Genomic DNA, 26,992 nt, shown 5'->3' with positions numbered 1-26,992 from the left:
CCGCAGCGCTGCAGTGCAAGGCCAGGCTTGGGTATACTCCCGCCGATGTCCCTGGAGCACTCATCAGGAGAGCTCATGCTCGCTGCCGCCCAACCGTTGTCTGCAACTCGCCAGAACCTCTGGCGCCTGACCGTGATTCGGGTCCTGGTGCTGGCCGCCCAAGCCGGCTCGGTCGGCGTTGCCTACTGGACCGAACTGCTGCCGCTGCCGTGGCTGTCGTTGGCGGCAACCCTGGCGCTGTCATCGCTGCTGTGCGCCTTCACCGCCTTGCGCCTGCGCCTTTCGCTGCCGGTTACCGAACTCGAGTACGCCTTCCAGCTGGCCTGTGACCTGCTGATTCACAGCGCCTTGCTCTACTACTCCGGTGGCTCGACCAACCCGTTCGTCTCCTATTACCTGGTGCCGCTGGCGATTGCTGCGGTGACCTTGCCGTGGATCTACTCGCTGGTGCTCTCGGGCCTGGCCCTGGTCGCCTACAGCCTGTTGCTGGTGCAGTTCTATCCGCTGGAAACGCTGCCGCTGGCGCGCGACACCATGCAGGTCTACGGCATGTGGCTGAGTATTGCTCTGGCCGCGGCGGTGATCACCTTCTTTGCCGCACGCATGGCCGAAGAGTTGCGCCGCCAGGAGCAATGGCGTGGCGAGCGCCGCGAAGAGAGTCTGCGCGATGAGCAATTGTTGGCCGTCGCCACGCAAGCCGCCGGTGCCGCGCATGAGCTGGGCACGCCGCTGTCGACCATGAGCGTGCTGATCAACGAGATGCGCCAGGACCATCACGACCCGCAGTTGCAGGAAGACCTGGCGATCCTGCAAGACCAGGTCAAGCTGTGCAAACAGACCCTGCAGCAACTGGTGCGCGCCGCCGAGGCTAACCGGCGCATGGCCATCGTCAAGCAGGACGTTACCGCCTGGCTCGACGAAGCACTCAACCGCTGGCACCTGATGCGCCCCGAAGCCAGTTACCGCTTCCAGCGCCTGCGCGATGGCGAGGTGCCGCAACTGACCCCACCGCCCGACCTGACCCAAGCGCTGCTGAACCTGCTTAACAATGCTGCCGATGCCTGCCCGGATGACCTTGAAGTGCGCCTCGACTGGAACGCCGAGGACATCATCATCAGTATCCGCGACCATGGCCCGGGCATTCCTCCGGCCATTGCCGAGGCCATCGGCAAACCCTTCTTTACCACCAAGGGCAAAGGCTTCGGTCTTGGCCTGTTTCTGAGCAAGGCCAGCGTTACGCGTGCGGGCGGCTCGGTGAAACTCTATAGTCATGAGCAGGGCGGCACGCTTACCGAGCTGCGCCTGCCCCGTGGCAAGCGAGGAGATGAATGATGACTGATGAAACCCAGATCGACGGCGAAGAGCTGCCGCACCTGTTGCTGGTAGACGACGATGCCACCTTCACCCGGGTCATGTCCCGGGCCATGAGCCGCCGCGGTTTCCGCGTAAGCACCGCATCGTCGGCCGAGGAAGGTCTGATCCTGGCCCAGAACGATTTGCCCGACTATGCCGCGCTGGACCTGAAAATGGAGGGTGATTCGGGCCTGGTGCTGCTACCCAAGCTGCTCGAGATGGACCCGGAAATGCGCGTGGTGATCCTCACCGGTTACTCAAGCATTGCCACTGCGGTCGAGGCGATCAAGCGTGGCGCCTGCAATTACCTGTGCAAACCGGCCGATGCCGATGACGTGCTGGCCGCGCTGCTGTCCGAGCACGCTGATCTGGATTCGCTGGTGCCGGAAAACCCCATGTCGGTAGACCGCCTGCAGTGGGAACACATCCAGCGCGTGCTCGGCGAGCACGAAGGCAATATCTCCGCCACGGCGCGGGCGCTGGGCATGCACCGGCGCACCTTGCAGCGCAAGCTGCAGAAGCGCCCGGTACGCCGCTGAAGTGAGCGCTGCCGGCTGGGTCGAGTGACGATCCAGCCGGCAGCGTGTACTTCACACGCGCGTTACTTCCGCCTCCCGTGCCACGGTCTTGTGCGCTAGCAGCGTGTAGATGCATGGCAGCACAAACAGCGTGAACAAGGTCCCGATCGACATCCCGGTGGCAATCACCATACCGATGTCAAAGCGGCTGACCGCCCCAGCGCCTGTCGCCAGAATCAACGGCACCATGCCGAACACCATCGCCGCGGTCGTCATCAGCACTGGCCGCAAGCGGATCGCCGCCGCCTCTTCGATGGCTTCGCGCACATCCAGCCCCTTGTCCTTGCGCAGCTGATTGGCGAATTCGACGATCAGAATGCCGTGCTTGGTAATCAGCCCGATCAACGTCACCAGGCCGACCTGGGTGTAGATGTTCATGCTCGACAGGCCCAGGAACAACGGCAGCAAGGCCCCGCAGATCGACAACGGCACCGTCACCAGAATCACCAGCGGGTCACGGAAGCTCTCGAACTGCGCCGCCAGCACCAGGAAGATGATCGCCAGCGCCAGGCCGAAAGTTACCCACAGCGCGCTGCCTTCCTGGACGAACTGCCGCGATACCCCGGCGTAGTCGAACGAGAAGCCTTCTGGCGCTTCTTCACCGGCGATCTGCCGCACCGTCGCCAGCGCTTCGTCCATGCTCACCAGTGGCACGCCCTGAATGATCGCCGAGTTCAGCTGCTGGAACTGGTTGAGCTGGCGCGGTCGAGCACGGTCGCTCAGGGTGATCAGGGTCGACAACGGCAGCAGTTGGCCCTGGTTGTTCTTCACGTAGTAGCTGTTGAGCCAGTGGGGGTTGTCGCGATAGGCGCGTTCGACCTGGGCGATGACCTTGTAGCTGCGCCCTTCGAGGGTAAAGCGGTTGATCTCGCCTTCGCCGAGCAGGGTGGCCAGGGTGCCGCCGAGCACGTCCATCGACACGCCCATCTGCGCCGCCTTGGCCCGGTCGATGTCGACCACCACCTCGGGCTTGTCGAACGCTAGGTCGATGTCGAGGAAGGCGAACTTGCCGGACGCCTGCGCGCGCTCCTTGACCCGCTGGGCGACCTCGAGCAGCGCCGGGTAATCACCGGCGGTATTGATCACGAACTGGAACGGCAAACCCTCGCCAGTGCCGGGCAGCGCCGGCAGATTGAAGCCGAAGATCTGCAGGCCGGCGATTTCGGCAAGCTTGGCCTGGACCAGTGGCAGCAGTTCCATCTGGCTGCGCTCGCGCTCGTTCCACGGCTTGAGCAGGAAGCCACCGATGCCGCTCTGCACGCCATTGAAGCCGTTGATCTGGAACGACGAGTAATACTCCGGGAAGCCTTTGAAGATCCCGGTGTACTGATTGGTATAAGTGTTCAGGTAATCAAGGTTGGTCGGCTGCGGCGCACTGCTGATCATGAAGATCACGCCCTGATCCTCGTCGGGCGCCAGCTCGTTCTGGGTGAACTTGAGCAGCACCGGGATCAGGCACAGGATGATCACGGCAAACACCACCACGACCGGCCTGCTGTCGAGAGTGCCGTGCAGCAGCCGTTGATAACGCACCTTGAGGCCGTCGAAGATCCGGTCGAGGCGATGCGCCAGGCCACTGGCGTTCTGCTCGCGGCGCAGCAGCAACGCGCACATCATCGGCGACAGGGTCAGGGCGACGATGCCGGAGATCACCACTGCACCTGCCAGGGTCAGGGCAAACTCCTTGAACAGCGCACCGGTAAGGCCTTCGAGAAAACCAATCGGTGCATACACCGCAGCCAGGGTGATGGTCATCGACACTACCGGTATCGCAATTTCGCGGGCGCCTTGCAGCGCCGCATCGAACGGCGTCTTGCCTTCGTCGATATGGCGATGGATGTTTTCCACCACCACGATCGCATCGTCCACCACCAAGCCGATCGCCAGCACCATCGCCAGCAAGGTCAGCAGGTTCAGCGAGTAGCCCATGGTCTGCATGAAGAACAGCACGCCGATCATCGACAGCGGGATGGTGACTACCGGGATCAGCACCGAGCGCAGCGCGCCGAGGAAAAGGAACACCACGACGATGACGATCAGCACCGCTTCGCCGAGGGTCTTGATCACTTCGTCGATGGAGGCCTGGATGAACAGCGTGGCGTCGTAGGCAATCGACACCTTGAGCCCGGCCGGTAGTTGACCTTCCAGCTCCGGCATGACCCGCCGCACTTCCTTTATTACCTCGAGCGGGTTGGCCGACGGCGTGGCCTTGATGCCGATGTACACCGAGGGCGTACCGTCGAACGAGCTGACCGTGTCGTAGTTTTCGGCCCCCATCTCGACCCGGGCGACATCGCCGAGCAGCACCCTAGTGTCGCCGGCCGTCTTCAGCGGCAATGCAGCAAACGCCTCCGGTGATTTCAATTCGGTGGTGGCGTTGATGCTGGTGACCACGTACTCGCCCTTGACCTCGCCTGCGGCCGAGAGGAAGTTGTAGCGGCGCACGGCATCGGTGACGTCATTGGCGGTCAGGCCAAAGCCGGCTAATTTGACCGGGTCGATCCAGATACGCATGGCAAACACCTGGTTGCCGAGGATCTCGGCCTCGGCCATGCCAGGCAGGGTCGCCAGCTTGGGCTGGATCACCCGCGACAGGTAGTCGGTGATCTGCGGGTTGCTCATCTGCTCGCTGTAGAAGCTGATGTACATCAGCGCCGAGGCGTCTGCCGCTTCCTTGCTCAACACCGGTGCCTCGGACTGCTGCGGCAGCTTGTTGCGCACTTCGTTGGCCTTGGCCAGCAGCTCGGTGAACAACCGGTCGCTGTTGGCGCCAACCCGCGCGTAGATCGAGATGATGGAGAAGTTCTGCCGGCTCACCGAGGTCATGTAGTCGATGCCTTCGGCACTGGCCAGGCTCTGCTGCAGCGGCTGGGTGATGTAGCCCTGGATGGTCTCGGCGTTGGCCCCGGGGTAGGCGGTGGTCACCGTGATCAGGGCGTTTTCCATTTGTGGGTACTGGCGGATCTGTAGTTTGCTCCAGGCCTGAAAGCCGAGCAGCAGGATCAGCAGGCTGACCACACTGGCCAGCACCGGGCGGCGGATGAACGGGTCTGTGAACGCCATGTCAGCCTCCTGCTCAGTTGCCGCGCGGAGCGCTGGCTGGGGTGGTCGACGCTTGCTCGGTGATCTGGATGGCCGCGCCCGGAGTCAGCTTCAGTTGCCCGGCACTGACCACCCGTTCTCCCGCCTTGAGCCCCTCACTGACCACCACCACACCGTCACGGCGCTCGCCGGTGCGGATGGTGCGTTGTTCGGCAATCAGCTGCGGCTGGCCGTCTGAGTTCTGTTTCGGGCTGACCACGTACACCGAGTTGCCATACAGGGTGTAGGTGATGGCGCTCTCCGGCACTACCACCTGTGGCTGAGGATCGGGCAGCAGCACCAGCAGGCTGGCAAACATCCCCGGCAGCAACTTGCCGTCGGGGTTGGCCAGGCTGGCGCGGACCAGCAGGTTGCGGGTGTTTTCGTCGACCTTGGGGTTGATCGCGCTAAGCGTGGCATTGAAGGTCTGGCCAGGGAAGGCCGCCACCTGCAGCAGCACTTTTTGGCCAAGGGCCAGTTGCGGCAGGCTCTGCTCCGGCATGTTGAAGTCGACGTACAGGCTGGACAGGTCCTGCAGGGTGGCGATTACCGTGCCGCTGGCAAGAAAGTCGCCGATGTCGACCTGACGGATACCAATGGTGCCGCTGAACGGCGCCTTGATGCTCTTCTTCTCCAGCGAGGCCTTGAGCTGATCGACCACCGCCTGGTTACGCCGGTACTGCGCAGTCAATCGGTCGAACTCGCCACGAGAGATAGCCTGGTCACCAACCAGCTGGCTACCACGGCCGTAGTCCACCTTGGCCAGGCCCAGATCAGCCTGGGCGGTGCCGAGCAGGGCGGCTTCCTGATCGCTGTCCAGTTGCAGCAACAACTGGCCTTGCTTGACCTGCTGGCCAGACTCGAAGTGCAGCGACTTCACCGTCCCGGCCTGCTCCAGGCTCAGCTCGACGCCCTGCAACGCCTTGAGGCTACCGACCGCCGGCAGGCGCTGCTGCCATGGGCGCTGTTCAGCCGTTGCGGCGGCAACGCTGACCGGAGGTTTCGGTGCGGTAAACATCTGGATCTGCTGATAGATCGAAAAGGCCTTGTAGCCCCCCAGAATCAACACGATCAACAGCACGATGGCCAACATGATCAGCATGCGCCGGCGCAGCATAGGTCCACTTCCCTGGAGGTAGTCATTGTTATGGCTGAGGCACGACCACGGGCGTTCCTGCCCACGTGCGAATGCACTGAGTATCGCCGGTTTTGCGCAACTAGGGGAGGGGCTATGCAGGCATTGATCTGACCTGCTCGTACAGGCAGCGAGCAGGCCAGATCAAGTGCCGGAAACGGGTCAAACCAGGTGCAGGTGGTTATCCCAGAAGCCGGAGGGCAGCTCCAGGGGCTGGCCCACAAGCTGCTGTTTGCGGCAGTCGTAGAAGCGGCAACGGCCTTGCCCGGAGGTGACCACAAAACCGTCCTTCACCGCACCCACGCCGGCGCAGTCGGGCATCGGTGCGTCGAGCTTGACCGCTGCCGTGTCCAGGTCCCAGATGAACAGCCGGTTGGCCCGCGGCGCAGTCAGGGCGACCAGCCGCAACTCGTTGTGGATGGCCACACTGGCGGTGTACTGAGCCATCGACTGCAATTGCCGCTCCGGCACCGGGAAGGCCTGGAATGGCTCGCCCGGGCGCTTGATCGCCAGCAGCTCGGCGGTCTCATCTGATGCGCCCATGAATTGCTGGCAAGCGACCAGGGTGCCGTCGTTGCCGATGGCCAGGTGGCGCACGCTGTTCATCTGCTGGCCGAGGGTTTCCTTGGACAGCAGGGTGCCATCGCGCTGCATCATCACCAGGCTTGGTTGCATGGCGTTGAGGTTCATCTCCACCCGGCTTTCGGCTTCGGTGCGAATGCCGCCGTTGGCCACTACCAAGGTTTCGCCGTCGGGCATCCACGCCAGCTCGTGCGGGCCGATGCCGTGGGTCGAGATCTCGCCGCTGTGCACCAGGCGTTCACCGTCGAAGCGATACACCCCGAGTACGCCACGGCCCGGATCGGTGGTGTCGTTCTCGGTGGCGTACAGCCACTCGCCGTCCTTGTGCATCACCGCATGGCCATAGAAATGCCGGTTGGGCTGCGCCGTCAGGGTTTGCAGCAAACGCCCATCACGCAGGTCGACCAGATAGCTTTCGGTGCCGGGGCGACGCGCCACGAACAGCGCAATCGGCTGTTGCGGGTGATGAATGATGGCATGGCAACGCTGGCCCACTTCGGTGGCGAACACCTGGTTGCCGTCGAGGCGATAGCCGACGGCGTAGTGCTTGCCGTCGGCATCGTCGCGGGCCGACAGCAGCAGTGGCTCGCTGCCTTTGTTGCGCAGCAGGCTCCAGCCGCCCAGGGTCAGGGCGCTAAGGGCGATACTGGCAAGTTTCAGGGCCTGGCGTCGCAGCATGTCAGTCACCGTCGTTGGCATTGAAGCCCAGCTGGATGTTCAACGCTTTGGCCAGGTCGCCTTCGTGCAGGCGGTGGACCACGTTGAGGCTGTCGTAGATATCGTTCAAGGTCTGCTTGCCAGCGTCGTCCGCGAGCAGCTCGCCAAGGGGCTTGTCGTTGGCGGCCAGCAGCTTCAGGGCGTTGGCATAGGCGGCGTCGATCTTGTCGGCGAGGGCGCTCTGGTCCTTGCCGAGCAGGCCGCGCAAGCCGCGGTTGTCGACCCCGACCCAGACCGCCTGGGCGGCTTTCAGGCTGGCTTCCAGGCTCTTCATCGAAGAGTGGCTGCGCCAGGCTTCGGCCTGCAGCGGCTGGGCGATGCCCTTGCTCTGGCGGCCCATCGGTGCGCCGAGCTTTTTCTTCAGGGTGTCCAGTGCGGTGACCTGGGCGCGGAGCAGATCGGCGATCGCCTCGTGCGAGTCAGCATAGCGCTGGTTGGGGAACTTGGTCATCTGCGAAAGCATGCCGTCGGTGCTGTTCCAGCCCTTGAGGATTTCTTCGGCGAGGGCCTTCTGGTGTTCGCTGATGGCCACCAGCAGTGGGCAGTAGCGGGCCTTCTGCTCAGGGGTGGCGATGTCTGGCTTGCTGTCGAAGAGGATGTACTCGTAGGCCGACAGACCGCGCACGACGACGCTGGACTTGCCCAGGGTCTCGTTGTCGATCGGCTTGTCGCCGTTGACCAGTTGCTCGACCTGACGGCCGACCAGGTTTTTCTTGTCGGGCCAGAACTGTACCTGCCACGGGCGGTTGCCTTCGGCCAGCGGGCCGACCAGCAGAGGCTGCAGCTCGGCCCAGGCTTTTTGCGCGTTGAGGAAGTCGGCGCGGGCGGCGTCCAGGGTGGTTTTGCCTTCACAGTAGGACAGGGCGCTGGCGGCCAGCTGGCGGTCAGCTTCGACCCAGCGGCTGTAGGTCGGCAAGATCACCTGCTTGGCGATTGCCGCCGAGGTGACGGCCTGCGGGTCTTGCGGCGAGCAAGCACCGAGGGCGATTGCGGCGAGGCTGGTGAACAACAGTTTGGGTCGGAACATGCCCGGCTCCTTGCGCGTTAAAGTGAATTCAGAAAAGCCAGCAACGCGGCGCGTTGCTCGGCATTGAAGGTCAAGACCTGGTCGCGCGCCGCCTGCGCTTCGCCGCCATGCCAGAGCACGGCTTCGAGCAGGTTGCGGGCGCGGCCATCGTGCAGAAACTGAGTGTGGCCGCTGACCGTTTCGGTCAGGCCCAGGCCCCACAGCGGCGCTGTGCGCCAGTCCTGTCCACCGGCGGCGAACTCGCTGCGCTGGTCGGCCAGGCCGGGGCCCATGTCATGCAACAGCAGGTCGCTGTAGGGGCGAATCAGCTGGTTGGCCAGCTCCGGCTCGACGCCTGCGCTGGCCGTGGTGAACTGCGGCGTATGGCAGCCCTGGCAGCCGGCCTGGAAAAACAGGTTCTTGCCGGCCAGCACCTGTGGTGCGTCGACGTTGCGGCGGGCCGGCACGGCCAGGTTGCGGGTATAGAAGGTGACCAGGCGCAGGATATTGTCGCTGACCTCTTTCTCGCCGTCGGCGCCGTCACCGTTGGGCGCGGCCAGGCAATCGGTCTGGGCCGGGGTGCAGTCGTCATGGGGCTTGAGCGTGCTGGTCAGGCCCATGTCGCCGGCAAAGGCATGCACGTTCTGCTGGTTGACGTTGGGCTGCCCGGCTTTCCAGCCGAAGCGACCGAGCACGGTCTTGCCCTGGGCGTCATCCCAGACCTGATTGGCGCGCCCGCGGATGCCGTCGCCATTGCGATCGTCCGGGTCGGCGTTGGCCAGAATCGCCGCTTCGGGGATTGCCTCGAGCAAACCCAGACCGATCATCGGCGGCGCGATCCGCGCCGAGAAACGCGTGTCGGGGTGCATCGGGCCGTAGCCGAGCTGGGTGATCTGCAATTGCGGGCGGCGCAATTCCACCGCGTGGCCGTCGGCGAAGCGTACGGTCTCGCTGCTGTAGCTGACGCGGACCTTGCCCTCGGGTTTGATGCCGGGGATGGCCATGTCCTGCAACTGAGTGCCGTAGACCGGCTCCGGAACCACGCCCAGGCGTTCGATTTCCTTGGCGTAGGCGGGCTGGTCGGGGATCGACAGCCTTACCAGCATCGACACTGCGTTGCTGTCGTCGAGTTCCGGCGGGTGCCCGCGGCCGTCGCGGACGTGGCAGTTCTGACAGGCGTTGGTGTTGAACAACGGGCCGAGCCCGTCACGCGCGGTGGTGGTCGCCGGAGCGATTACCCACGGGTTGCGGAAAAAGCTGTTGCCCACGGCAAAGTCCAGCCGCCGTTCGGGGCTGAGGTTGGCAGAGGGGAGGGAGAAGGCCTGGCGATCGCTGCGCAGGACGGTTGCCTTGCCACCGGACAGGGCCTCGCCTGGTTCGGCCTGAGTGAAACGCGGGGCGTCGTCACAGGCGACCAGAACAGCGGCCAGCAGCAGGGGGCTTAGGCGGAGCAAGGACATCAACAATCCTGGGCTTGGGCAAAAAACCGGCGTGCAAGCTTAGCAGGACGGGATTGTTTGAATAAGAGCAATTTGCAATTACTGGATGAAATCGTTGTCAGGTTGCTGCTGCAATTGGGGCCGCAAAGCGGCCCCAATCAAGTAGGTTTACAGCCCTAATCAGAACTCGTGATCAGCAGTATCCGGATTCAGGTTGGCAATCCCCAACTTGCCCGCAGCCTGCTCGATCGCACCGGTCTGTTTGACCAGCGAAGCAATCGCATCACGCACGATCTGGTTGCCGGCAGCATTGTCTGCGGCTATCAGCTGATCGTAGTGCTCACCCTTGAGGGCATGATCGACGATCACCTGGATCCTGGCCTCGGTGGCCTCCAGGTCAGCTTTCAGGGTGGCGTCGGTAGCCGGGTCAACCTTGGCCACCAGCGACGACAGGCTTGGGCCGGTCAGCTTGCTGCCGTCGGCGCGGGTGTACTCGCCCAGGTAGACGTTACGAATACCCTTGGCATCGTAGAAGTGCGAGTAGTGGGTGTTGTCGCTGAAGCAGTCGTGCTCGTCTTCCGGCGAGTTGGCTTCCAGCGAAACCTTCATGCGCTCGCCCGCCAGTTCACCCAGCGACAGGCTGCCCATGCCGAACAGCATCTTGCGCACGCCGTCGTTGACCGGCTCCGCTTCCAGCGTGGCGCGGTAGTTGTCGGCGACGTTTGGTGCCCAGTTGCCGACCATCTCTTCGAGGTCTTTGACCAGCAGGTCGGTGACCGCCTTGAGATAGGCACGGCGACGGTCGTTGTGGCCACCGGTGGCGCCAGCGCCTTCCAGGTAGTCAGACGCCGGACGATTGCCCGCACCTGGGCCGGTGCCGTTCAGGTCCTGGCCCCAGAGCAGGAATTCGATTGCGTGGTAACCGGTCGCGACGTTGGCCTCGGAACCGCCCAGCTCATTCAGACTGGCGAGTTTCTCCGGGGTCAGGTCCTTGACGTCGATCTTGTCTTCGCCAACCTGGATTTCGGTGTTGGCAATAATGTTGGCGCTGGCGGCAGGGTTGCCCAGCGCGTGCTCGTAGCTCTTGTCGACGTAGTCGATCAGGCCTTCGTCCAGTGGCCAGGCGTTAACCTGACCTTCCCAGTCATCGATGATGGTGTTGCCGAAGCGGAACACTTCGCTCTGCAGGTACGGGACGCGGGCAGCGACCCAGGCATCCTTGGCGGCTTGCAGGGTTTCGTCGTTCGGCGTGGCGAGGAACGCGTCGATGGCGCTTTGCAGGGTCTTGGCGGTGCTCAGCGAGTCGCTGTAGACGGCCGAGACGAGCTCTGCGTAGTGCTTGACCACGGCCTTACCAGCCGCCTCGTCGATCGCCCCGGCGGTCGCGGCGGTGGTGCTGGCGGCAGCAGGTGCCTGGGCTTGCGGAGCGGCGGCCTTGTCATTTTTACCTTCGCCACAACCGGCGAGGGCGATAGCGATGGCCAGCAGACTGGCGGAGGCCAGAGGCATACGAATCATTGTTGGTTTCCTGCGTGGTGGGTTTGGACGTGTGCCGTGGCACGCGAAACCGTCACATCATGCGAAAGATTTGCATTTGCTGTAAAGGGGTGGGCAGTGAATTCATGAAAATGCCCGCTGGTGGGGCATTTTCCTGTTCTGGCGGGGTTTACAGCACTGAGACCTGATTGCGCTGCGCCTGCTTGAGGTAGGCAGTCAGCTCGCGCGCCGACAGCGGCTTGCTGTAGTGATAGCCCTGCCCCTCATGGCAGCCCTGGGCAATGATGTAGGTCTCCTGCTCGGCGGTTTCCACGCCTTCGGCGATGACCTGCATGCCAAGGCTCTTGCCGAGCTGGATGATAGCGCGAACGATGGTGGCGTCATCGTCGTCATCGAGCAGGTCCTGGACAAAGCTCTTGTCGATCTTGATCTTGTCCAGCGGCAGCGACTTCAGGTAGCTGAGCGAAGAATAACCAGTGCCGAAGTCGTCAATCGCAATCAGCGCACCTGAGCGACGCAGGCTCAGCAGGTGCTGGGCGGCGGTGCTGATGTCTTCCATCAGGCCGGTTTCGGTGACTTCCAGCTCAAGGCTGCGTGGCGGCAGGCGATAGGCCTGCAGCAGGTTGTTGACCACCCGCGGCAGCTCGTTGTGGTGCAGTTGCACGGTCGACAGGTTGACCGCCATGCGCAGCTCGCCAAAGCCCTGGTCGTGCCATTCGCGCAGTTGCCGGCAGGCCTGGTCGAGGACCCATTCGCCGATGGGGATGATGTGGCCATTCTGCTCGGCCAGCGGGATGAACTGGTCGGGCGGGACCATACCCAGCTGCGGATGCTGCCAGCGCAGCAGGGCCTCGACGCCGACTACGCTGTGGTCGCGGTAGCTGATCTGCGGCTGATAGACCAGGTACAGCTGGTTGCGCGGCAGGGCTTCGCGCAGGTCCTTTTCCAGTTCGCGGCGTCGGCGCATTTCGCTGTCGACGCTGGCGATGTAGAACTGGTAGCGATTGCGCGAGCGCGCCTTGGCCAGAGTCATGGTCTGCTCGGCCTTTTGCAGGAGCTTTTCGGTGCTGTCGCCATCCTCCGGGAACAGGGTGATGCCGATGGTCGCGCGCAGGCGGATTTCCTGCTGCTCGAGGGCAAACGGCGCCTCCAGGTCGTCGAGGATGCTCTGTGCCAGCTCGGCCGCCTCGTAAGGCTGCTCGATATCGGCCTGGACTAGCGCAAACTGGTCGCCGCCCAGCCGGGCCAGGGCGCCGAGGCGGCCACTGTGCGCGCGCAGACGGTCGGCCAGGGCCAGCAACAACTGGTCACCGACCTGATAACCGAATTGTTCGTTGATGCCTTTGAAGTCATCCAGACCTACGCACAGCACCGCCACTCGGCGCTGCAGGCGGCCGCCATCGACGAGGATCTTGTCCAGTTGCTGCTGCAATTGCTGGCGGTTGGGCAAGCCGGTCAGAAAGTCATACTGAGCCATACGTTGCAGGCTGTTCTCGGCTTCATAGCGCAGATGGGTATTGCGCTCGATCGAGGCCAGCAGCTGGTTGGCGGTGTTGACCCACAAACCCAGTTCATTCTTTTCGTGGCCTTTGACCAGCGGAATCTGATGCTGGCTGGGCCGATCAGGGTTGATCTGGGTAAGGTGCTCGATGATCTTCGACAGCGGCTTGGTCAGCAGCCAGTGGTAGACCAGGTACAGCACCAGGCCCATGGCCAGCGCCCGTAGTACGCCGGAGATGAAGATGATCACGGCGTTGATCAGGAATTCTTTGCCATAGGCGGCAGTGTCGAGGGTAATGCTGAGGTCGCCGTAGTACTCGCTGTAGGGGCCGCGGCCGACCAGTTGCGTGGTGTAGGTGCGTTCCTGGCCGAGCAAAAGATCGGTCAGCCAGCGCATCGACATGTCGCGCAGCGGTCGCGATTTCTCTGCGAGCATGGTTTCGTTGGGGTGGCCGATCGAGGCCATGCGCACCGAGTCATCCTGGAACAGGCCTTCCATGACCTGCATGCCCATTTCCCGGTCGAGGCTGTACACCGCCTGCGTCGACGGGTCACGGAACATGTCGAGGATGCGCTGGGCATCGCTGTTCACCGCCTGACGCGTCTTGTAGGTGTCGTAGACGATCTGCGCACAGCTAAGGACGACGCCAACCGCGAGCGCCGACAGCAGCACTACCCTGAGCAACTTGACCGATAAGCTGTTCCGCAATTGCAGCTTCAATGGGGATTCCTTAATCCATGCGCATGCCATTATTTTGCCAGTAGTTGTGGCAAGACACTATCGACCCTTTGTTGCATTGCTACTGTATCGGTTGCGCAGGCTTGCTACTTTAGTGCTATGCGCCAACTTTCCCAGAGTTTTGATGTTAGCGCGCTATGCGGGCGGATCAAGCTGGATTTACAGCGGTGCGAGCAGCCATAAAAAAACCCGGCGAGTGCCGGGTTTTTTCTGTGCCAAAAGCGAAGTCGATCAGGCCTTGAAGGTCTGGCCTTCGAACTGCTCGGCAACGAACTTCCAGTTGACCAGGTTCCAGAACGCCTCGACATACTTTGGACGGACGTTGCGGTAGTCGATGTAGTAAGCGTGCTCCCAGACGTCGCAGGTCAGCAGCGGGGTGTCGCCGTTGGTCAGCGGGTTGCCGGCGCCGATGGTGCTGGCCAGTGCCAGGGAACCGTCAGCTTTCTTCACCAGCCAGCCCCAACCGGAACCGAAGGTGCCGACCGAAGTCTTGGTGAACTCTTCCTTGAACTTGTCGAACGAACCGAAGGCAGCGTTGATGGCCTCGGCCAGTGCGCCAGTCGGTTGGCCGCCGGCGTTTGGTGCCAGGCAGTTCCAGTAGAAGGTGTGGTTCCAGACCTGAGCGGCGTTGTTGAAGATGCCACCCGAAGAGGTCTTGACGATCTCTTCCAGGGTCTTGCCTTCGAATTCGGTGCCTGGGACCAGATTGTTCAGGTTCACGACATAGGTGTTGTGGTGCTTGTCGTGGTGATACTCCAGGGTTTCCTTGGAGATGTGCGGCTGCAGGGCATCATGGGCGTACGGCAGCGGCGGCAATTCAAAAGCCATGGTGGATCTCCTGATTCAGGTCTAATTCGCGGTTTGCGCAAGGCCGATCACGGGCGGCCCGAGGTACGTCGGCGAGTTTGTACTCTTTGCGACGCAAGCCTTGGATCATATCACCAGCCCCCGCGCATAACCACGCAACAACTATAGGGACAAATAGTTGCAGCGCCGGCGCCAATGGCATTCAGCCCAGAATCAGCTGCGCTGCCACCGCGAACATCATCACTGCCACCATCAGGTCGAGCAGGCGCCAGGTCGCCGGCCGTGCCAGCCACGGTGCCAGCCAGGCTGCGCCGAGGGCGAGGGTGAAGAACCACACCAGTGAGGCGCTGGCCGCACCCGCTACGTAAGCGCTGGGCACGCTTTGCTGGGCGCCCAGCGAGCCGATCAGCAGCACAGTATCCAGATACACATGGGGGTTGAGCAGGGTCACTGCCAAGGCGCTGAGCAGCACCGCCCGGCGCGAGCGGGAGCCCTGGCCTTGCTCCTGCTCCAGGCTTTGCTTGGAACAGGCCCGTTGCAAGGCCTTGGCCCCGTACCAGATCAAGAACGCCGCGCCGCCCCAGCGCGCAGCAGCCAGCAACGTCGGGTTCTGTGCCAGCACCGTGGCCAGTCCGAACACTCCGGCGGCAACCAGCAGGGCGTCGCAGACCACGCAGAGGACGGCCACCGGCAGATGGTGTTCACGGCGCAGGCTCTGCGCCAGGACAAACGCGTTTTGCGTGCCGATGGCCATGATCAGGCCAAAGGCAACCAGCATGCCGTTCATATAACTTTGCCACATAGCGCAGACACTCCACTGCCACCAACCGATTGGCTGGCGCTGATTGCTTGATCGAATGCTGGCCATTGTGCCGAGTGGCGTTGTATAAGAAAAACCAATAAAGCTGATCAGGCATTAGAGAAATCGATGTTCGACTACAAGCTCCTCGCGGCCCTGGCGGCGGTCATCGAACAAGGCGGTTTCGAGCGGGCAGCACAAGTGCTTGGCCTGTCGCAATCGGCCGTGTCGCAGCGGATCAAGCTGCTCGAAGCGCGGGTCGGCCAGCCGGTGCTGGTGCGCGCCATGCCGCCGAGCCCGACCGAAGTCGGCCGGCAACTGCTCAACCATGTGCAGCAGGTGCGCCTGCTCGAGCGTGACCTGCAGCGCCAGGTGCCGGCGCTGGACGAAGGCGGCATGCCCGAGCGTCTGCGCATTGCGCTTAATGCCGATAGCCTGGCGACCTGGTGGGCCGGTGCGGTGGGCGCGTTTTGCGCCGAACAGCCGGTGTTGCTGGACCTGGTAGTCGAGGATCAGGACGTCGGCCTCAAGCGCATGCGCGCCGGTGAGGTTGCGGCCTGCCTGTGTGGCAGCGAACGCCCGGTGGCCGGCGCGCGCAGCCAGCCACTGGGCGCCATGCGCTATCGCGCCTTGGCAAGCCCGGCATTCATGGCCCGGCATTTCCCGCATGGCTTCGACGCCAGCCGGCTGGCGCGGACCCCGGCGATCGTGTTCGGCCCGGACGATTTCCTCCAGCACCGTTATCTCGCATCGCTAGGCATTGCCGATGGATTTTTGCATCACCTGTGCCCGTCCTCGGAGGGCTTTCTGCGCATGACCGAAGCCGGCCTGGGCTGGGGCCTGGTGCCGGAGCGGCAGGTGACTGCGCAGCTGCAGTGTGGCGAACTGGTGGAAATCTGCGCCGATACTCCCATCGATGTGCCGCTGTACTGGCATCATTGGCGCAATGGCGGGCAACTGCTCGCCCAATTGACCGAGCACCTGCGCCAAACGGCGCCAGGTTGGCTAGTGCCGTTGTAGCCGGCAGCGACGTCAACTGCATCTGAAATCTGGCAAGGCGGAGTGTTACATGCGAATTCTGGTCACCGGCGCGAGCGGCTTCATCGGCGGGCGCTTTGCGCGTTTTGTCCTGGAGCAGGGCCTTGAGGTCCGGGTCAACGGGCGGCGTGCCGAAGGCGTGGAGCATTTGGTCAAGCGCGGCGCGCAGTTCATCCCAGGTGACCTCGGTGATGCCGAACTGGCCCGGCGTCTGTGCCAGGGCGTCGATGCCGTGGTGCATTGCGCGGGCATGACCGGCGCTTGGGGACGCTACCAGGATTTCCATCAGGGCAATGTGGTGGTCACCGAAAACATCGTTGAAGGCTGCCTCAAGGAGCATGTGCGCCGGCTGGTACACCTGTCATCGCCGTCGATCTACTTCAATGGCCGCTCACGCCTGAATGTGCAGGAACAGCAGCTGCCGCGGCGCATGCACGATCATTACGCCACGACCAAATTTCTCGCCGAGCAGAAGGTCTTCGGCGCGCAGGAGTTCGGCCTCGAAGTGCTCGCCCTGCGCCCACGGCTGGTCACCGGGGCCGGCGATGCGAACATTTTCCCGCGCTTGCTGCAGATGCAGCGCAAGCGCCGCCTGGCAATCATCGGCAACGGCCTGAACATGGCCGACTTCACCAGTGTGCACAACCTCAACGAAGCGTTGCTCAGCGCACTCTTTGCAGATGATGAGGCGCTCGGCCAGGCCTACAACATCAGTAACGGCCAGCCGCTGCCGCTGTGGGATGTGGTGAATTACGTCATGCGTCAGATGCAGTTGCCGCAGGTCACCCGCTACCGCTCCTACGGCCTGGGTTACAGCCTGGCAGCACTCAACGAAGCGGCGTGCATGCTCTGGCCTGGCCGCCCGCAGCCAACCTTGTCACGCCTGGGTATGCAGGTCATGAGCAAGGACTTCACCCTCGACATCAGTCGGGCCCGGCAGCATCTGGATTACCGGCCTCAGGTCAGCCTGTGGAGCGCGCTCGACGAGTTCTGCGGCTGGTGGAAGAACGTCCCGCACAACCGCTGAAGCGCGCGCCTTGATGATGGTCATCAACGTAACGCGCTGGCGGTTTATACTGTGTCTCTTTGCTATGACTGTGGTTGAAAGCCCCCATGCGTAACGACCTTCGCGACGACTTCGACGACGTGCCAACATTGCGTGCCGGCACCCGAGATGACGATGAACTGCTCCCCGAGCACGTGGCGCGCAGCCGCCAAAAAGCCGCACGGCCGACCAACACCGCGCCGCTCTGGGCTTTGCTGGTTGCCTCGTTCATCGCCCTGGCCGGGCTCGGCTGGTGGAGCTTCCAGCAGATTTCGCTGATGGAGCAGCAACTGGTCGCGACCCAGGAGAGCTTTGCCCGCATCAGCGAGGAAGCCGCCGGCCGGCTGCAAGCGATCAGCGGCAAGGTCGAAGCCAGCGATGCCAGTGTCAGCACCGGCAGCGAAGCCTTGAAACTGCAGATTCGCCAGTTGCAGGCCAGCCTTGCCGAGCAGGGCAAGCAGCAGCAGGGCGTGGCCGGCCAGGCCGGCGACCTTGGCAAGCGCCTGGAACAGGTACTGGCCGATACCCGCGAGCAGCAAAAAGCTGTAACTGAATTGCAGACCCAATTGCAGGCGCAGTTGAAGGCGGTGAATGCCGAGTTGGCGGCGCTGAAGGCGGGCCAGCTGGATGGCGGCAAGCTCGACAACGAGCTCAAGAGCCTGAACAGCGAGATTGCCGCGCTGAAGAAGCAGGGCAACCCGAGCGCGGCGATCAACAGTCTGGAGCAGGATGTGCTGGTGCTGAAGAGCCAGATCGACAATCGCCCCGCAGCAGCGGCCAGCAGCGGCGCCTCGGTGCAGGAATTCGACGCTTTCAGGGGGCAGACCACGCGCAGCCTGAACACCCTGCAGAACCAGGTGCAGAACCTGCAACAGCAGATCAACGCCCGGCCATAGTGGTAATGCTGATGGGGCCGCGCAAGGCGGCCCCATTCATCTGCTTACAGCCGTGGATAGTCGATATAGCCCACCGCGCCACCGCCATAGAACCCCTCCGGCCGCGCCTCGTTCAACGGCGCATCGGCGGCCAAACGTGCTGGCAGGTCCGGGTTGGCAAGGAACGGCACGCCAAACGCCACAGCATCGGCCAGGCCGCTGGCAAGGGCAGCGTTGGCGCTGGCCTTGTCGAAGCGTTCGTTGACGATGTACGGCCCACCGAATGCTTGCTTGATCTGCGCGCCGAGGCTGTCGTCGGCGAGTTTTTCCCGCGAGCAGATAAACGCGATACCGCGTTTGCCCAGTTCGCGGGCGACGTAGGTGAAGGTCTCGGCGCGGTCAGCATCGCCCATGTCATGAGCATCGGCGCGTGGCGCTAGGTGCATGCCGACGCGCTGGGCGCCCCACACTTCGATCACCGCATCGGTCACTTCCAACAACAGCCGGGCACGGTTCTCCAGTGAACCGCCGTAGTTGTCGTTGCGCTGGTTGGTGCTGCTTTGCAGAAACTGATCGAGCAGGTAGCCGTTGGCGCCATGAATCTCGACGCCATCAAAGCCCGCCGCCTTGGCGTTTTCGGCACCGATCCGATAGGCCTCGACAATGTCAGCGATCTCTTCGCTTTCCAGTGCCCGCGGGGTTGGGTAGTCGGCCAGCGGACGCACCAGGCTGACATGGCCCTTGGGCTGGATCGCGCTGGGTGCAACCGGCAGCTCACCGTTGAGGTAGCTGGGGTGGGAGATGCGCCCGACGTGCCACAGCTGCAGGAAGATCCGCCCGCCGGCAGCATGCACTGCCTTGGTCAGGCTGTGCCAGCCGCGCACCTGGTCGTTGGACCAGATACCGGGGGTGTCCGGGTAGCCAACGCCCATTGGCGTCACCGAAGTCGCTTCACTGAGAATCAGCCCGGCGCTGGCGCGCTGCACGTAGTACTCGGTCATCAGCGCATTGGGCACGCGGCCTTCGTCGGCGCGGCAGCGGGTCAGCGGCGCCATGATGATGCGGTTGGGCAACTGCAGGTCACCCAGCAGCAGTGGATCGAATAGCGTAGTCATCGGTTCAGCCTCGCAAAGGTTCAGTTGCCAGCGGTGGCCAGCTCGGCATCGTTGCCGCGCTGGTTGAAAGTGATGAGGGTGACGATCAGGGCCAACAGCGCCAGGGCTGCGGCGGCCAGCGGTACGCGGGTCAGGCCCAGGCCGTGAGCGATCACGCTACCGCCGACCCAGGCGCCGAGGGCGTTGCCCAGGTTGAAGGCGCCGATGTTCAAGGTCGACACCAGGTTCGGTGCAGCCTTGCCGTAGGTGACCACGTTGACCTGTAGTGCCGGCACGGCGGCAAAGGCAGCTGTGGCCCACAGGAACAGGGTGATTTCAGCGGGGATCACGGCGCTGCTGGTCCAGCTGAACACCGTCGAGATCACCGCCATGGCCACAAACACGCCAATCAGAGTTGCGCCCAGACGGCGGTCGGCGAGCTTGCCGCCGATGATGTTGCCCAGAGTCAGGCCAAGGCCGATCAGCAGCAAGGTCCAGGTCACGCCGCTGGGCGAAACCCCGGTGACATCACCCAACAGCGGCGCGACATAAGTGAACAAGGCGAACATCGAAGCCGAGAACAGCACAGTCATGCTCAGCGACAACCAGATACCGGCCCCTTTCAGCGCGGCCAGTTCAGCGCGCATGTCGACCGCCTCTTCGTCACGTTGCAGCGGCAGGTAGCGGATCAGGCCGATCAGCGCGATCACACCGATCACGGTCACTGCCCAGAAGGTCGAACGCCAGCCGGCGACCTGGCCCAGCGCGGTCCCCAGCGGCACGCCGAGCACGTTGGCCAGGGTCAGGCCGGTGAACATCAGGGCTACGGCGGAGGCGCGGCGATTGGCCGGTACCAGGCTGGCGGCGACCACTGAACCGATGCCGAAGAAGGCCCCATGGCACAGCGCGGTGACTACACGGGCGAACATCAACAGGTTGTAGTCAGCGGCGACGGCGCACAACAGGTTGCCGACGATGAACACGCCCATCAGCGTGACCAGTGCGGCTTTGCGTGGCAGGCGGGCGGTGGCCAGGGCCATGAACGGTGCGCCGATGGCGACGCCCAGGGCATAGCCGGTAACCAGCCAGCCGGCACCGGGGATGGACACGCCAAGGTCGCTCGCCACTTCGGGCAGCAGGCCCATGATGACGAATTCGGTGGTGCCGATGGCGAAGGCGCTCAGCGCCAGCATCAAGAGTGGAAGGGGCATTGCTGAATCCTCGTCAGAGCGTTGCGCTCAGTTGCTTGAGAAACGCCTGTATCGCGTCCTCGTTGCGTTTGAAAAAGTGCCACTGGCCGATTTTCTGGCTGCTGATCAGGCCTGCGCGTTGCAAGGTGGCCAGGTGGGCCGACACGGTGGATTGCGAGAGGCCGCAACGTTGGTCGATCTGGCCGGCGCAGACACCGTGCTCGATGCTGTGCTGTTGATCGGGGAACTGGCTGGCCGGGTCTTTGAGCCAGCCGAGGATTTCGCGGCGGACTGGGTGGGACAGGGCTTTGATGGTTTCGTCGAGGTCCAGGGGCATGGGGAGGCTCTTGGGTAGGGCGCTATATCGCGATGGGGCGAAATATAAATCGGTATTTCGCGATATACAAATATGATGTTGGTCTTAGCTCGGGTCGAATCGCTATATCGGGTTATAACGATATTGAGGGCGGGCCTTTTGCTGATCCGGAGGGCTTTGAGTTGTGGGCTTTTCCATTAGCTGTAGTGTTTATTCAGGCCCCCTTTGCCTTACGGCGAGAGGGGCCAGCAGAACCACCACAGAAACCAGATAAGCCCGCAGCCAGCTATCCATCATCCCAAGCCGACCAACCCGCAGAAACCCTATACTGTCCCCATGAACTACCTAGCCCACCTGCACCTAGGCGGCCAACAGCCGCAACAACTACTCGGCAGCCTATACGGCGATTTCGTCAAAGGCACCCTGCACGGCCGCTTCCCACCCACCCTGGAAGCCGCCATCCAGCTACACCGTTCGATCGACAGCTACACCGACAGCCACCCCATAGTGCTAGCCGCACTGGCGCGTTTCCCGCGGGAGCGGCGGCGCTACGCCGGAATCGTGCTCGATGTGTTCTTCGACCACTGCCTGGCGCACCACTGGCACGACTACGCCGTCCAGCCGCTGACTGAGTTTACCCAGCGCTTTTACCAGGTCCTGCTCGCCGAGCCCGAGCTGCCAGGCCGGCTTGCGCATATCGCCCCGATGATGGCCGCGGACGACTGGCTGGCCGCGTACGGCGATTTTGCCACGCTGGAGTACGTGTTCCGTGGGATAGGCCGGCGCCTGTCGCGCCCCGAAGGCTTGGCGGGAGTGATGCCCGAACTGGAGGTGCTGTACCAGCCGTTGCTGGAAGACTTCAGAGAGTTTTATCCACAGCTGCAGGCGTTCGCCAGCGCCCGCTGGCCCTGCTGATCAAGCCGCTCGCGCTAGCCGGCGCCGGGCCAACTCGACTTGCTCGTGGCCGAACAGGGCGCCATGAATGGCTTGTTGTGCCTGAAACGCCAGCTGAGCGCGCTCCTTGCCGACGCTGCTGATCGGTGCCAGCAACTGAATGCGTACCTGCCCACGCGGTTGGGCAAACAAGCGCAGCAGGTGCGAAACCAGGTCGTCATCGCCAACGAAAGGTGCAATCGGATCAACCTCACCACTGCGCCAGTACTGAATCGCCACCGGTTGCAGTGGGGTAGCGCCATCGATGGCGCCGGACAGCAGGCGGCCGTGGAAGGTGCGCAGGCTGCGGCCATCGGTAGTGGTGCCTTCCGGGAAGATCAACAGCGGCAGGGCATCGCCCAATTGCTGGCTGATCTGCTCGCGCAGGCCTTGGGCGTCACTGCCACCGCGGCGGATGAACAGCGTCCCGGCCTGCTCGGCAAGCCAGCCGGCCAGCGGCCAGTGACGGACTTCGGCCTTGGACAGAAACGATAACGGGGTGAGCATGCCGAGCAGCGGAATGTCGGTCCATGACACGTGATTGCCGACCCACAGCATCGGCCGCTGGGGCAGCTCGCCGAGCACCTCGACCTGAAATGGCAGCGCGCCGACCAGGCGCTGCATGTACCAGCGGCTCCAGCGCTGGCGCAGAGCCAGCGACACCGGCACACGCAGACGCTGGCCAAGCGCAGTAACGCTGGCCATGGCCATGCCGATCAGCAGCACCCACAGCAAACGTGCCAGGCGGGCGGCGACCCGCAGCCTCAGCATCACACGGCTGCCTTGAAGTGGCGGGCGTAGCGCGGGCAGAGGTCGTCGCGTTTGAGCAGGATGAACACGTCGGCGACCTGAAAGTCTTCGTCCCAGCACGGTTCGCCGCAGATCTTCGCGCCCAGGCGCATGTAGGCCTTGAGCAGCGGGGGCATTTCGGCAATCACGTTGTTCGGCAGGGCCAGAGTCGGCAGCGGTTTTTTCGGCTCGGCGCGCAGGTTTTCGGTGCACAGGTAGCGTTCACGCAGGCGTTGCATGATCGCGTGGGCCTGCACGCCGCCATCCTGCATGGGGATGCTCGCGCAGCCCATCAGGTAGCTGTAGCTGCCTTCGTTGAGCACCTCGGCCAACTCGCCCCAGAGCACGGCGATGGTGCCGCCGTTGCGATAGGCCGGGTCGACGCAGGTGCGGCCCAGTTCAAGGATCGGCCCCTGCAATTGCAGCAGGCCGTGCAGGCTGAACTCTTCTTCGCTGTAGAAACGCCCGAGGCTGCTCGCGGCCTGGTGGTCGAGCAAGCGGGTGGTGGCAACCAGGCGGCCAGTACTCAGGTCACGCACGCCGATATGGCGGCAGTGGATATCGAAATCGTCCATGTCCAGGCCCTGTTCGGCGCCCTTGAGCTTGGCCATGAGTTCACCGCTGAACACCTTGAAACGCAGGGCCTGGGCTTCTTGCAGGGCCGCAGCGCCTAGCAGGCGCTCGGCTTGCAGACGGCGTTCAGTGCTGGTGTCGCCTGAGCGAGCGATCCGGGTCATTGCGAGTCTCCATTGGCCAACCATGTGCGGGGCTGCCGGTCGGCTTTGTTGTGCAAGGTCAGCCTAGGTAGGGGGGGTGTCACCTCGGTGAATCTTTGGTGATGCTTGCGTGACAGCCACCGCTGGCCGTACCTGAGGGGCCGCGAGACTGCTGCTTGCTGCACCGAAGGCGGGCGGGTAATGTTCACGGCTTTGTTTCACGGAATTCCCCATGCCCATGCTTGCCCGTCTGCTTCCCGCCCTGTTCCTGGCGTTGTGCCTGCCCGCTCATGCCAATTGGCACCTGGACGGTGAGTCTTCGCGCTTGTCGTTCGTCACCGGCAAAAACGGCGAGACCACCGAAGTGCATCGCTTTCTGGTGCTGCACGGCAGCGTCGATCGCAAGGGCGCAGCCGGCCTGCGGATCGAGATGGATTCGGTCAGTAGTGGTATCCCGCTGCGTGACGAGCGCATGCGCGATGGCCTGTTCGAGGTCGACCAGTTCCCCGAAGCGAAGGTCAAGGCGCAGATCGACCTGCGCCCGATCGACAACCTCGCCAACGGCGCGCAGATCGAACTGCGCCTGCCGCTGACCGTCACCCTGCACGGCCACTCGCATAGCTACAACGCATTGCTGATGGCCACGCGCCTGGACGAGCGGCGCTTTCAGGTGGTGACCCTTGAACCGTTGATCCTGCGCGCTGCTGACTATGGCCTGCTGCCCGGGCTCGAGAGCCTGCGCAAGTTCGCCAAGCTGAAGTCCATCAACCCCTCGGTACCGGTCAATGCGGTGCTGATCTTCAACGCCCGCTGATATGCCGGGGCCGGTCTTTCCCTGGCGCGACGGTAATCAGTTCGAGCTGCTGATCGACGGCCCCGAGTTCTTCCCGCGGATGTTGCAACTGATTGCCGAGGCCGAGCGCCAGGTCGATCTGGAACTGTATCTGGTCGAGGCCGGCACGTGCGCCGAGGCAGTGGTCACTGTGCTGGAGCAGGCCGCCCGGCGCGGCGTGCAGGTGCGTTGCCTGTTTGATGACTACGGCTCGCTGGCCTTCACCACGGCGCTGCGCCAGCGCTTGCTTGGCGCCGGTGTGCAGTTGAGCTGGTACAACCGCCTGCACTGGCGCCGCGGTGTGCGCAATCTGTACCGCGATCACCGCAAGATCCTCTTGGTCGACAGCCGCTGGGCGGTAGTCGGCGGCACGGGCGTCACCGATGAGTTCTGGCAGCCGCAGGCCGAGCGCAGCGAATGGCATGAAGTGATGGTGCAGATCCAGGGGCCGGTGGTCAGCGACTGGCAGCTGTTGTTCGATCGCCAATGGCATGCCAATGACCGTCGCACAGCCTGGCGACCGCCAGCTGGGTTCGGTCTGCCACGCCTGCCCAAAGTGCCGGTGCAAGGGCAGGGCATGGGCCGGGTGGCTTACGCCGATGCCCGGCAACACCGCGACATTCTGCATTCGCTGGTGCGTGCCCTGAACAGCGGGCAGCAGCGCATCTGGCTGGCGACGCCGTATTTTTTGCCGACCTGGAGCGTGCGCCGTTCTCTGCGCCGGGCTGCTTCGCGCGGCATCGACGTGCGCCTGCTGCTGACCGGCCCGCGCACCGACCACCCCTCGGTGCGCTACGCCGGGCACCGTTACTACCCGCGACTGCTGCGCGCCGGCGTACGCATCTTCGAATACCAGCCGTGCTTCCTGCACCTGAAGATGGTCGTGGTCGATGACTGGGTCAGCGTCGGTTCGTGCAACTTCGACCACTGGAACCTGCGCTTCAACCTAGAGGCCAACATCGAGGCGCTCGACCCCGCCCTGACCGCAGCCGTCAGCGCCAGCTTCGAACGTGACTTTGCCCTCAGCGAGGAGGTCGATCTGGCCCACTGGAACGCGCGACCGTTGTGGCGGCGAGTCAAGCAACGGATCTGGGGCTGGATGGACCGGCTGGTGGCCAACCTGCTGGATCGGCGCAATTGAGATGAACGCGCATATCGGTAAGCGCCGAAGCGGTCTATCGTGCTCAGATTGATCCCAGGCTAGGCAAGGAGCGGTGGCGATGACAGGCAAGAAGATTCTCATGCTGGTGGGCGACTATGTCGAAGACTACGAAGCGATGGTGCCGTTCCAGGCGCTGAGCATGGTCGGCCACACCGTGCATGCGGTGTGCCCGGAGAAAATCGCGGGGCAGACGGTGCGTACCGCTATCCACGACTTCGAAGGCGAGCAGACCTACAGCGAAAAGCCCGGGCACAACTTTGCCCTCAACTTCGACTTCGTCCAGGCCCGCGCCGAAAGCTACGACGCCTTGCTGATCCCGGGCGGCCGCGCACCTGAATACCTGCGCCTGAACGAGCAGGTGCTGGCGCTGGTGCGGGCTTTCGACGAGGCGCGCAAGCCGATTGCCGCGGTGTGCCATGGCGCCCAGTTGCTGGCAGCGGCAGGCGTGCTGCATGGTCGCGAGTGCAGCGCTTACCCTGCCTGCGCGCCGGAAGTGCGCCTGGCTGGAGGCACCTTCATCGACATCGCAGTGGATCAGGCCCACGTCGAGGGCAATCTAGTTACCGCGCCAGCATGGCCGGCGCATCCCGCCTGGCTGGCAGCGTTCCTGAAAGTGCTGGGCACTCGGATTTCTTGAATCGGCCGCTGTGCAGGGGGCGAGGCTGACAGCAAAAAGCGCCAGTTGTGTAGGAAATATCCTTTTAGCAGTGGCTATTGTCCGCAAAACCCAGCGCCTGGCGTATCATTAGCCCCCTAACGGCAACCCCAAAACCAGGACCGCTCGCGCATGCTCGCCCTTCTTATCCAGACGCTGAACATCACTGCACCGGTGTTCGCCATGCTGTTCATGGGCGTATTGCTCAAACGTTTGCACCTGATCGACGACAACTTCACCAAGGTTGCCTCGACGCTGGTGTTCAACGTGTGCATGCCGGCGCTGCTGTTCCTTGGCATCTACCATGCCGATCTGGATGCAGCGATCAAACCCGGTGTGCTGGTCTACTTCACCGTAATTACCCTGATCGGCTTCGCCTTGTCCTGGGGCCTGGCGATCTGGCGCGCGCCGCTGGCCGAGCGCGGCATCTACACCCAGGGGGCTTTTCGCGGCAACAACGGCGTTATCGGCCTGGCCCTGGCGGCCAGCCTGTACGGTGATTACGGCATCTCGCTGGGCGCGGTGCTCGCCGGCCTAGTGATCCTCCTGTACAACTCGCTGTCGGCGGTGGTGCTGGCGGTATACAGCCCGGACCTCAAGTCCGATCCGTGGAGCATCTGCAAAAGTGTTTTCAGCAACCCGCTGATCATCAGCGTGCTGCTCGCCACACCCATGGCCTACGCCCAGGTGCCGCTGCCGAACTGGCTGCTGACCTCGGGCGACTATCTGGCGCAAATGACCCTGCCACTGGCGTTGATCTGCATTGGTGGCACCTTGTCGCTGGCGGCGCTGCGCGACAGCGGCAAGCTGGCGGTGGATGTCAGCCTGGTGAAGATGGTCTGGTTGCCGCTGATCGGCACCCTCGGCGCCTGGCTGTGTGGTTTCCGCGGTGCCGAGCTGGGCATCCTGTTCCTGTACATCGGCAGCCCTACCGCTGCCGCCAGCTATGTCATGGCCCGTGCGGCCAATGCCAATCATCAGTTAGCGGCGGCGATCATCGTCATTACTACCCTGATGGCGGCAATTACCACCAATATCGGCATCTTCATCTTGCAGTGGGGCGGCTGGATCTAGATCCTTGCCGCCTGAACAGAACAACAACAGCAACAACGCT

At 63.3% G+C, this 26,992-nt stretch carries 24 protein-coding genes; 10 read left to right on the top strand and 14 right to left on the bottom strand.

Annotation, left to right across the window (positions count from 1 at the left end; all coding sequences use genetic code 11):
* Positions 1 to 75: 75 nt before the first annotated feature.
* Positions 76 to 1,332, top strand: a complete 1,257-nt coding sequence (locus FW789_RS09900; protein WP_446431388.1) for an ATP-binding protein — start codon at positions 76 to 78, stop codon at positions 1,330 to 1,332.
* Complete coding sequence (locus tag FW789_RS09895) at positions 1,332 to 1,892, top strand: response regulator transcription factor (RefSeq protein WP_103436141.1); 561 nt, start codon at positions 1,332 to 1,334, stop codon at positions 1,890 to 1,892. Before FW789_RS09900 ends, FW789_RS09895 begins: the two co-directional genes overlap by 1 nt.
* Positions 1,893 to 1,943: 51 nt before the next feature.
* Here FW789_RS09895 and FW789_RS09890 read toward each other — a convergent pair whose 3' ends face one another.
* From FW789_RS09890 to FW789_RS09850, 9 genes are all read right to left on the bottom strand, one after another.
* Positions 1,944 to 4,994, bottom strand: a complete 3,051-nt coding sequence (locus tag FW789_RS09890) for a multidrug efflux RND transporter permease subunit (RefSeq protein WP_186697457.1) — start codon at positions 4,992 to 4,994, stop codon at positions 1,944 to 1,946.
* A 13-nt stretch (positions 4,995 to 5,007) separates the two neighbouring features.
* Complete coding sequence (locus FW789_RS09885) at positions 5,008 to 6,129, bottom strand: efflux RND transporter periplasmic adaptor subunit (RefSeq protein WP_446431387.1); 1,122 nt, start codon at positions 6,127 to 6,129, stop codon at positions 5,008 to 5,010.
* 180 nt (positions 6,130 to 6,309) lie between these two features.
* Positions 6,310 to 7,407 carry a DUF1513 domain-containing protein gene (locus FW789_RS09880; RefSeq protein ID WP_103436144.1) on the bottom strand — a complete coding sequence of 366 codons (1,098 nt, stop codon included), beginning with the start codon at positions 7,405 to 7,407 and terminating at the stop codon, positions 6,310 to 6,312.
* A gap of 1 nt (position 7,408) precedes the next feature.
* A complete protein-coding gene (locus FW789_RS09875) occupies positions 7,409 to 8,473 on the bottom strand; it encodes an imelysin family protein (RefSeq protein WP_186697461.1) in 1,065 nt (354 codons plus the stop codon).
* A gap of 17 nt (positions 8,474 to 8,490) precedes the next feature.
* Positions 8,491 to 9,918 carry a di-heme oxidoreductase family protein gene (locus FW789_RS09870; RefSeq protein ID WP_207072441.1) on the bottom strand — a complete coding sequence of 476 codons (1,428 nt, stop codon included), beginning with the start codon at positions 9,916 to 9,918 and terminating at the stop codon, positions 8,491 to 8,493.
* 153 nt (positions 9,919 to 10,071) lie between these two features.
* Positions 10,072 to 11,409, bottom strand: coding sequence for an imelysin family protein (locus FW789_RS09865; RefSeq protein ID WP_446431386.1), 1,338 nt, complete (start codon positions 11,407 to 11,409; stop codon positions 10,072 to 10,074).
* 148 nt (positions 11,410 to 11,557) lie between these two features.
* Positions 11,558 to 13,609, bottom strand: a complete 2,052-nt coding sequence (locus tag FW789_RS09860) for a putative bifunctional diguanylate cyclase/phosphodiesterase (protein ID WP_446431385.1) — start codon at positions 13,607 to 13,609, stop codon at positions 11,558 to 11,560.
* A 249-nt stretch (positions 13,610 to 13,858) separates the two neighbouring features.
* Entirely contained in the window at positions 13,859 to 14,455 is a 597-nt protein-coding gene (locus FW789_RS09855) for a superoxide dismutase (RefSeq protein ID WP_101316779.1), read from the bottom strand.
* Positions 14,456 to 14,636: 181 nt separating this feature from the next.
* The gene (locus FW789_RS09850; protein ID WP_103436148.1) at positions 14,637 to 15,236 is read right to left on the bottom strand and encodes a LysE/ArgO family amino acid transporter; all 600 of its coding nucleotides are present in this window, start codon (positions 15,234 to 15,236) and stop codon (positions 14,637 to 14,639) included.
* Between the two features lie 126 nt (positions 15,237 to 15,362).
* Between FW789_RS09850 and FW789_RS09845 the strand changes: the two genes are divergently transcribed.
* The 3 genes from FW789_RS09845 (at position 15,363) to FW789_RS09835 (ending at position 18,212) form a co-directional block, all read left to right on the top strand.
* A complete protein-coding gene (locus FW789_RS09845) occupies positions 15,363 to 16,253 on the top strand; it encodes a LysR family transcriptional regulator ArgP (RefSeq protein WP_446431384.1) in 891 nt (296 codons plus the stop codon).
* A 49-nt stretch (positions 16,254 to 16,302) separates the two neighbouring features.
* On the top strand, positions 16,303 to 17,298 hold the full coding sequence (locus FW789_RS09840) for an NAD-dependent epimerase/dehydratase family protein (RefSeq protein WP_446431383.1): 996 nt from the start codon (positions 16,303 to 16,305) through the stop codon (positions 17,296 to 17,298).
* 86 nt (positions 17,299 to 17,384) lie between these two features.
* A complete protein-coding gene (locus FW789_RS09835) occupies positions 17,385 to 18,212 on the top strand; it encodes an ATPase (protein WP_103436151.1) in 828 nt (275 codons plus the stop codon).
* 44 nt (positions 18,213 to 18,256) lie between these two features.
* Here the strand turns inward: FW789_RS09835 and FW789_RS09830 are convergent, their stop codons facing one another.
* Genes FW789_RS09830 through FW789_RS09820 form a run of 3 tightly spaced genes read right to left on the bottom strand, consistent with a single transcriptional unit; the run spans position 18,257 to position 20,812 of the window.
* Positions 18,257 to 19,306 (bottom strand): alkene reductase, encoded by a 1,050-nt coding sequence (locus FW789_RS09830; RefSeq protein ID WP_207072446.1) that lies wholly within the window; start codon positions 19,304 to 19,306, stop codon positions 18,257 to 18,259.
* Positions 19,307 to 19,326: 20 nt separating this feature from the next.
* Positions 19,327 to 20,496 carry an MFS transporter gene (locus FW789_RS09825; protein WP_181108484.1) on the bottom strand — a complete coding sequence of 390 codons (1,170 nt, stop codon included), beginning with the start codon at positions 20,494 to 20,496 and terminating at the stop codon, positions 19,327 to 19,329.
* Positions 20,497 to 20,509: 13 nt separating this feature from the next.
* Complete coding sequence (locus FW789_RS09820; protein ID WP_340613114.1) at positions 20,510 to 20,812, bottom strand: ArsR/SmtB family transcription factor; 303 nt, start codon at positions 20,810 to 20,812, stop codon at positions 20,510 to 20,512.
* A 315-nt stretch (positions 20,813 to 21,127) separates the two neighbouring features.
* Between FW789_RS09820 and FW789_RS09815 the strand changes: the two genes are divergently transcribed.
* A complete protein-coding gene (locus tag FW789_RS09815; RefSeq protein ID WP_103436155.1) occupies positions 21,128 to 21,706 on the top strand; it encodes an acyl carrier protein phosphodiesterase in 579 nt (192 codons plus the stop codon).
* On the opposite strand, the gene FW789_RS09810 is transcribed toward FW789_RS09815, so the two are convergent.
* Together FW789_RS09810 and olsB are read right to left on the bottom strand one after the other, a co-directional pair.
* Positions 21,707 to 22,495 carry a 1-acyl-sn-glycerol-3-phosphate acyltransferase gene (locus FW789_RS09810; RefSeq protein WP_446431382.1) on the bottom strand — a complete coding sequence of 263 codons (789 nt, stop codon included), beginning with the start codon at positions 22,493 to 22,495 and terminating at the stop codon, positions 21,707 to 21,709.
* Positions 22,495 to 23,250, bottom strand: a complete 756-nt coding sequence (gene olsB / locus FW789_RS09805) for an L-ornithine N(alpha)-acyltransferase (protein ID WP_186697472.1) — start codon at positions 23,248 to 23,250, stop codon at positions 22,495 to 22,497. Before olsB ends, FW789_RS09810 begins: the two co-directional genes overlap by 1 nt.
* A 211-nt stretch (positions 23,251 to 23,461) precedes the next feature.
* Between olsB and FW789_RS09800 the strand changes: the two genes are divergently transcribed.
* The 4 genes from FW789_RS09800 (at position 23,462) to FW789_RS09785 (ending at position 26,952) form a co-directional block, all read left to right on the top strand.
* Positions 23,462 to 24,043, top strand: a complete 582-nt coding sequence (locus FW789_RS09800) for a YceI family protein (RefSeq protein ID WP_186697474.1) — start codon at positions 23,462 to 23,464, stop codon at positions 24,041 to 24,043.
* Between the two features lies 1 nt (position 24,044).
* Entirely contained in the window at positions 24,045 to 25,202 is a 1,158-nt protein-coding gene (locus FW789_RS09795) for a phospholipase D-like domain-containing protein (protein WP_103436159.1), read from the top strand.
* 79 nt (positions 25,203 to 25,281) lie between these two features.
* Positions 25,282 to 25,860, top strand: coding sequence for a DJ-1/PfpI family protein (locus tag FW789_RS09790; RefSeq protein ID WP_103436160.1), 579 nt, complete (start codon positions 25,282 to 25,284; stop codon positions 25,858 to 25,860).
* 150 nt (positions 25,861 to 26,010) lie between these two features.
* Positions 26,011 to 26,952, top strand: a complete 942-nt coding sequence (locus FW789_RS09785) for an AEC family transporter (RefSeq protein ID WP_446431381.1) — start codon at positions 26,011 to 26,013, stop codon at positions 26,950 to 26,952.
* Positions 26,953 to 26,992 lie beyond the last annotated feature (40 nt).

The sequence above is a fragment of the Pseudomonas sp. 1121_17 genome (assembly GCF_052850745.1).
Note: the sequence above shows the minus strand (reverse complement) of the source record. Positions and strands in the feature narration are given on the sequence as shown.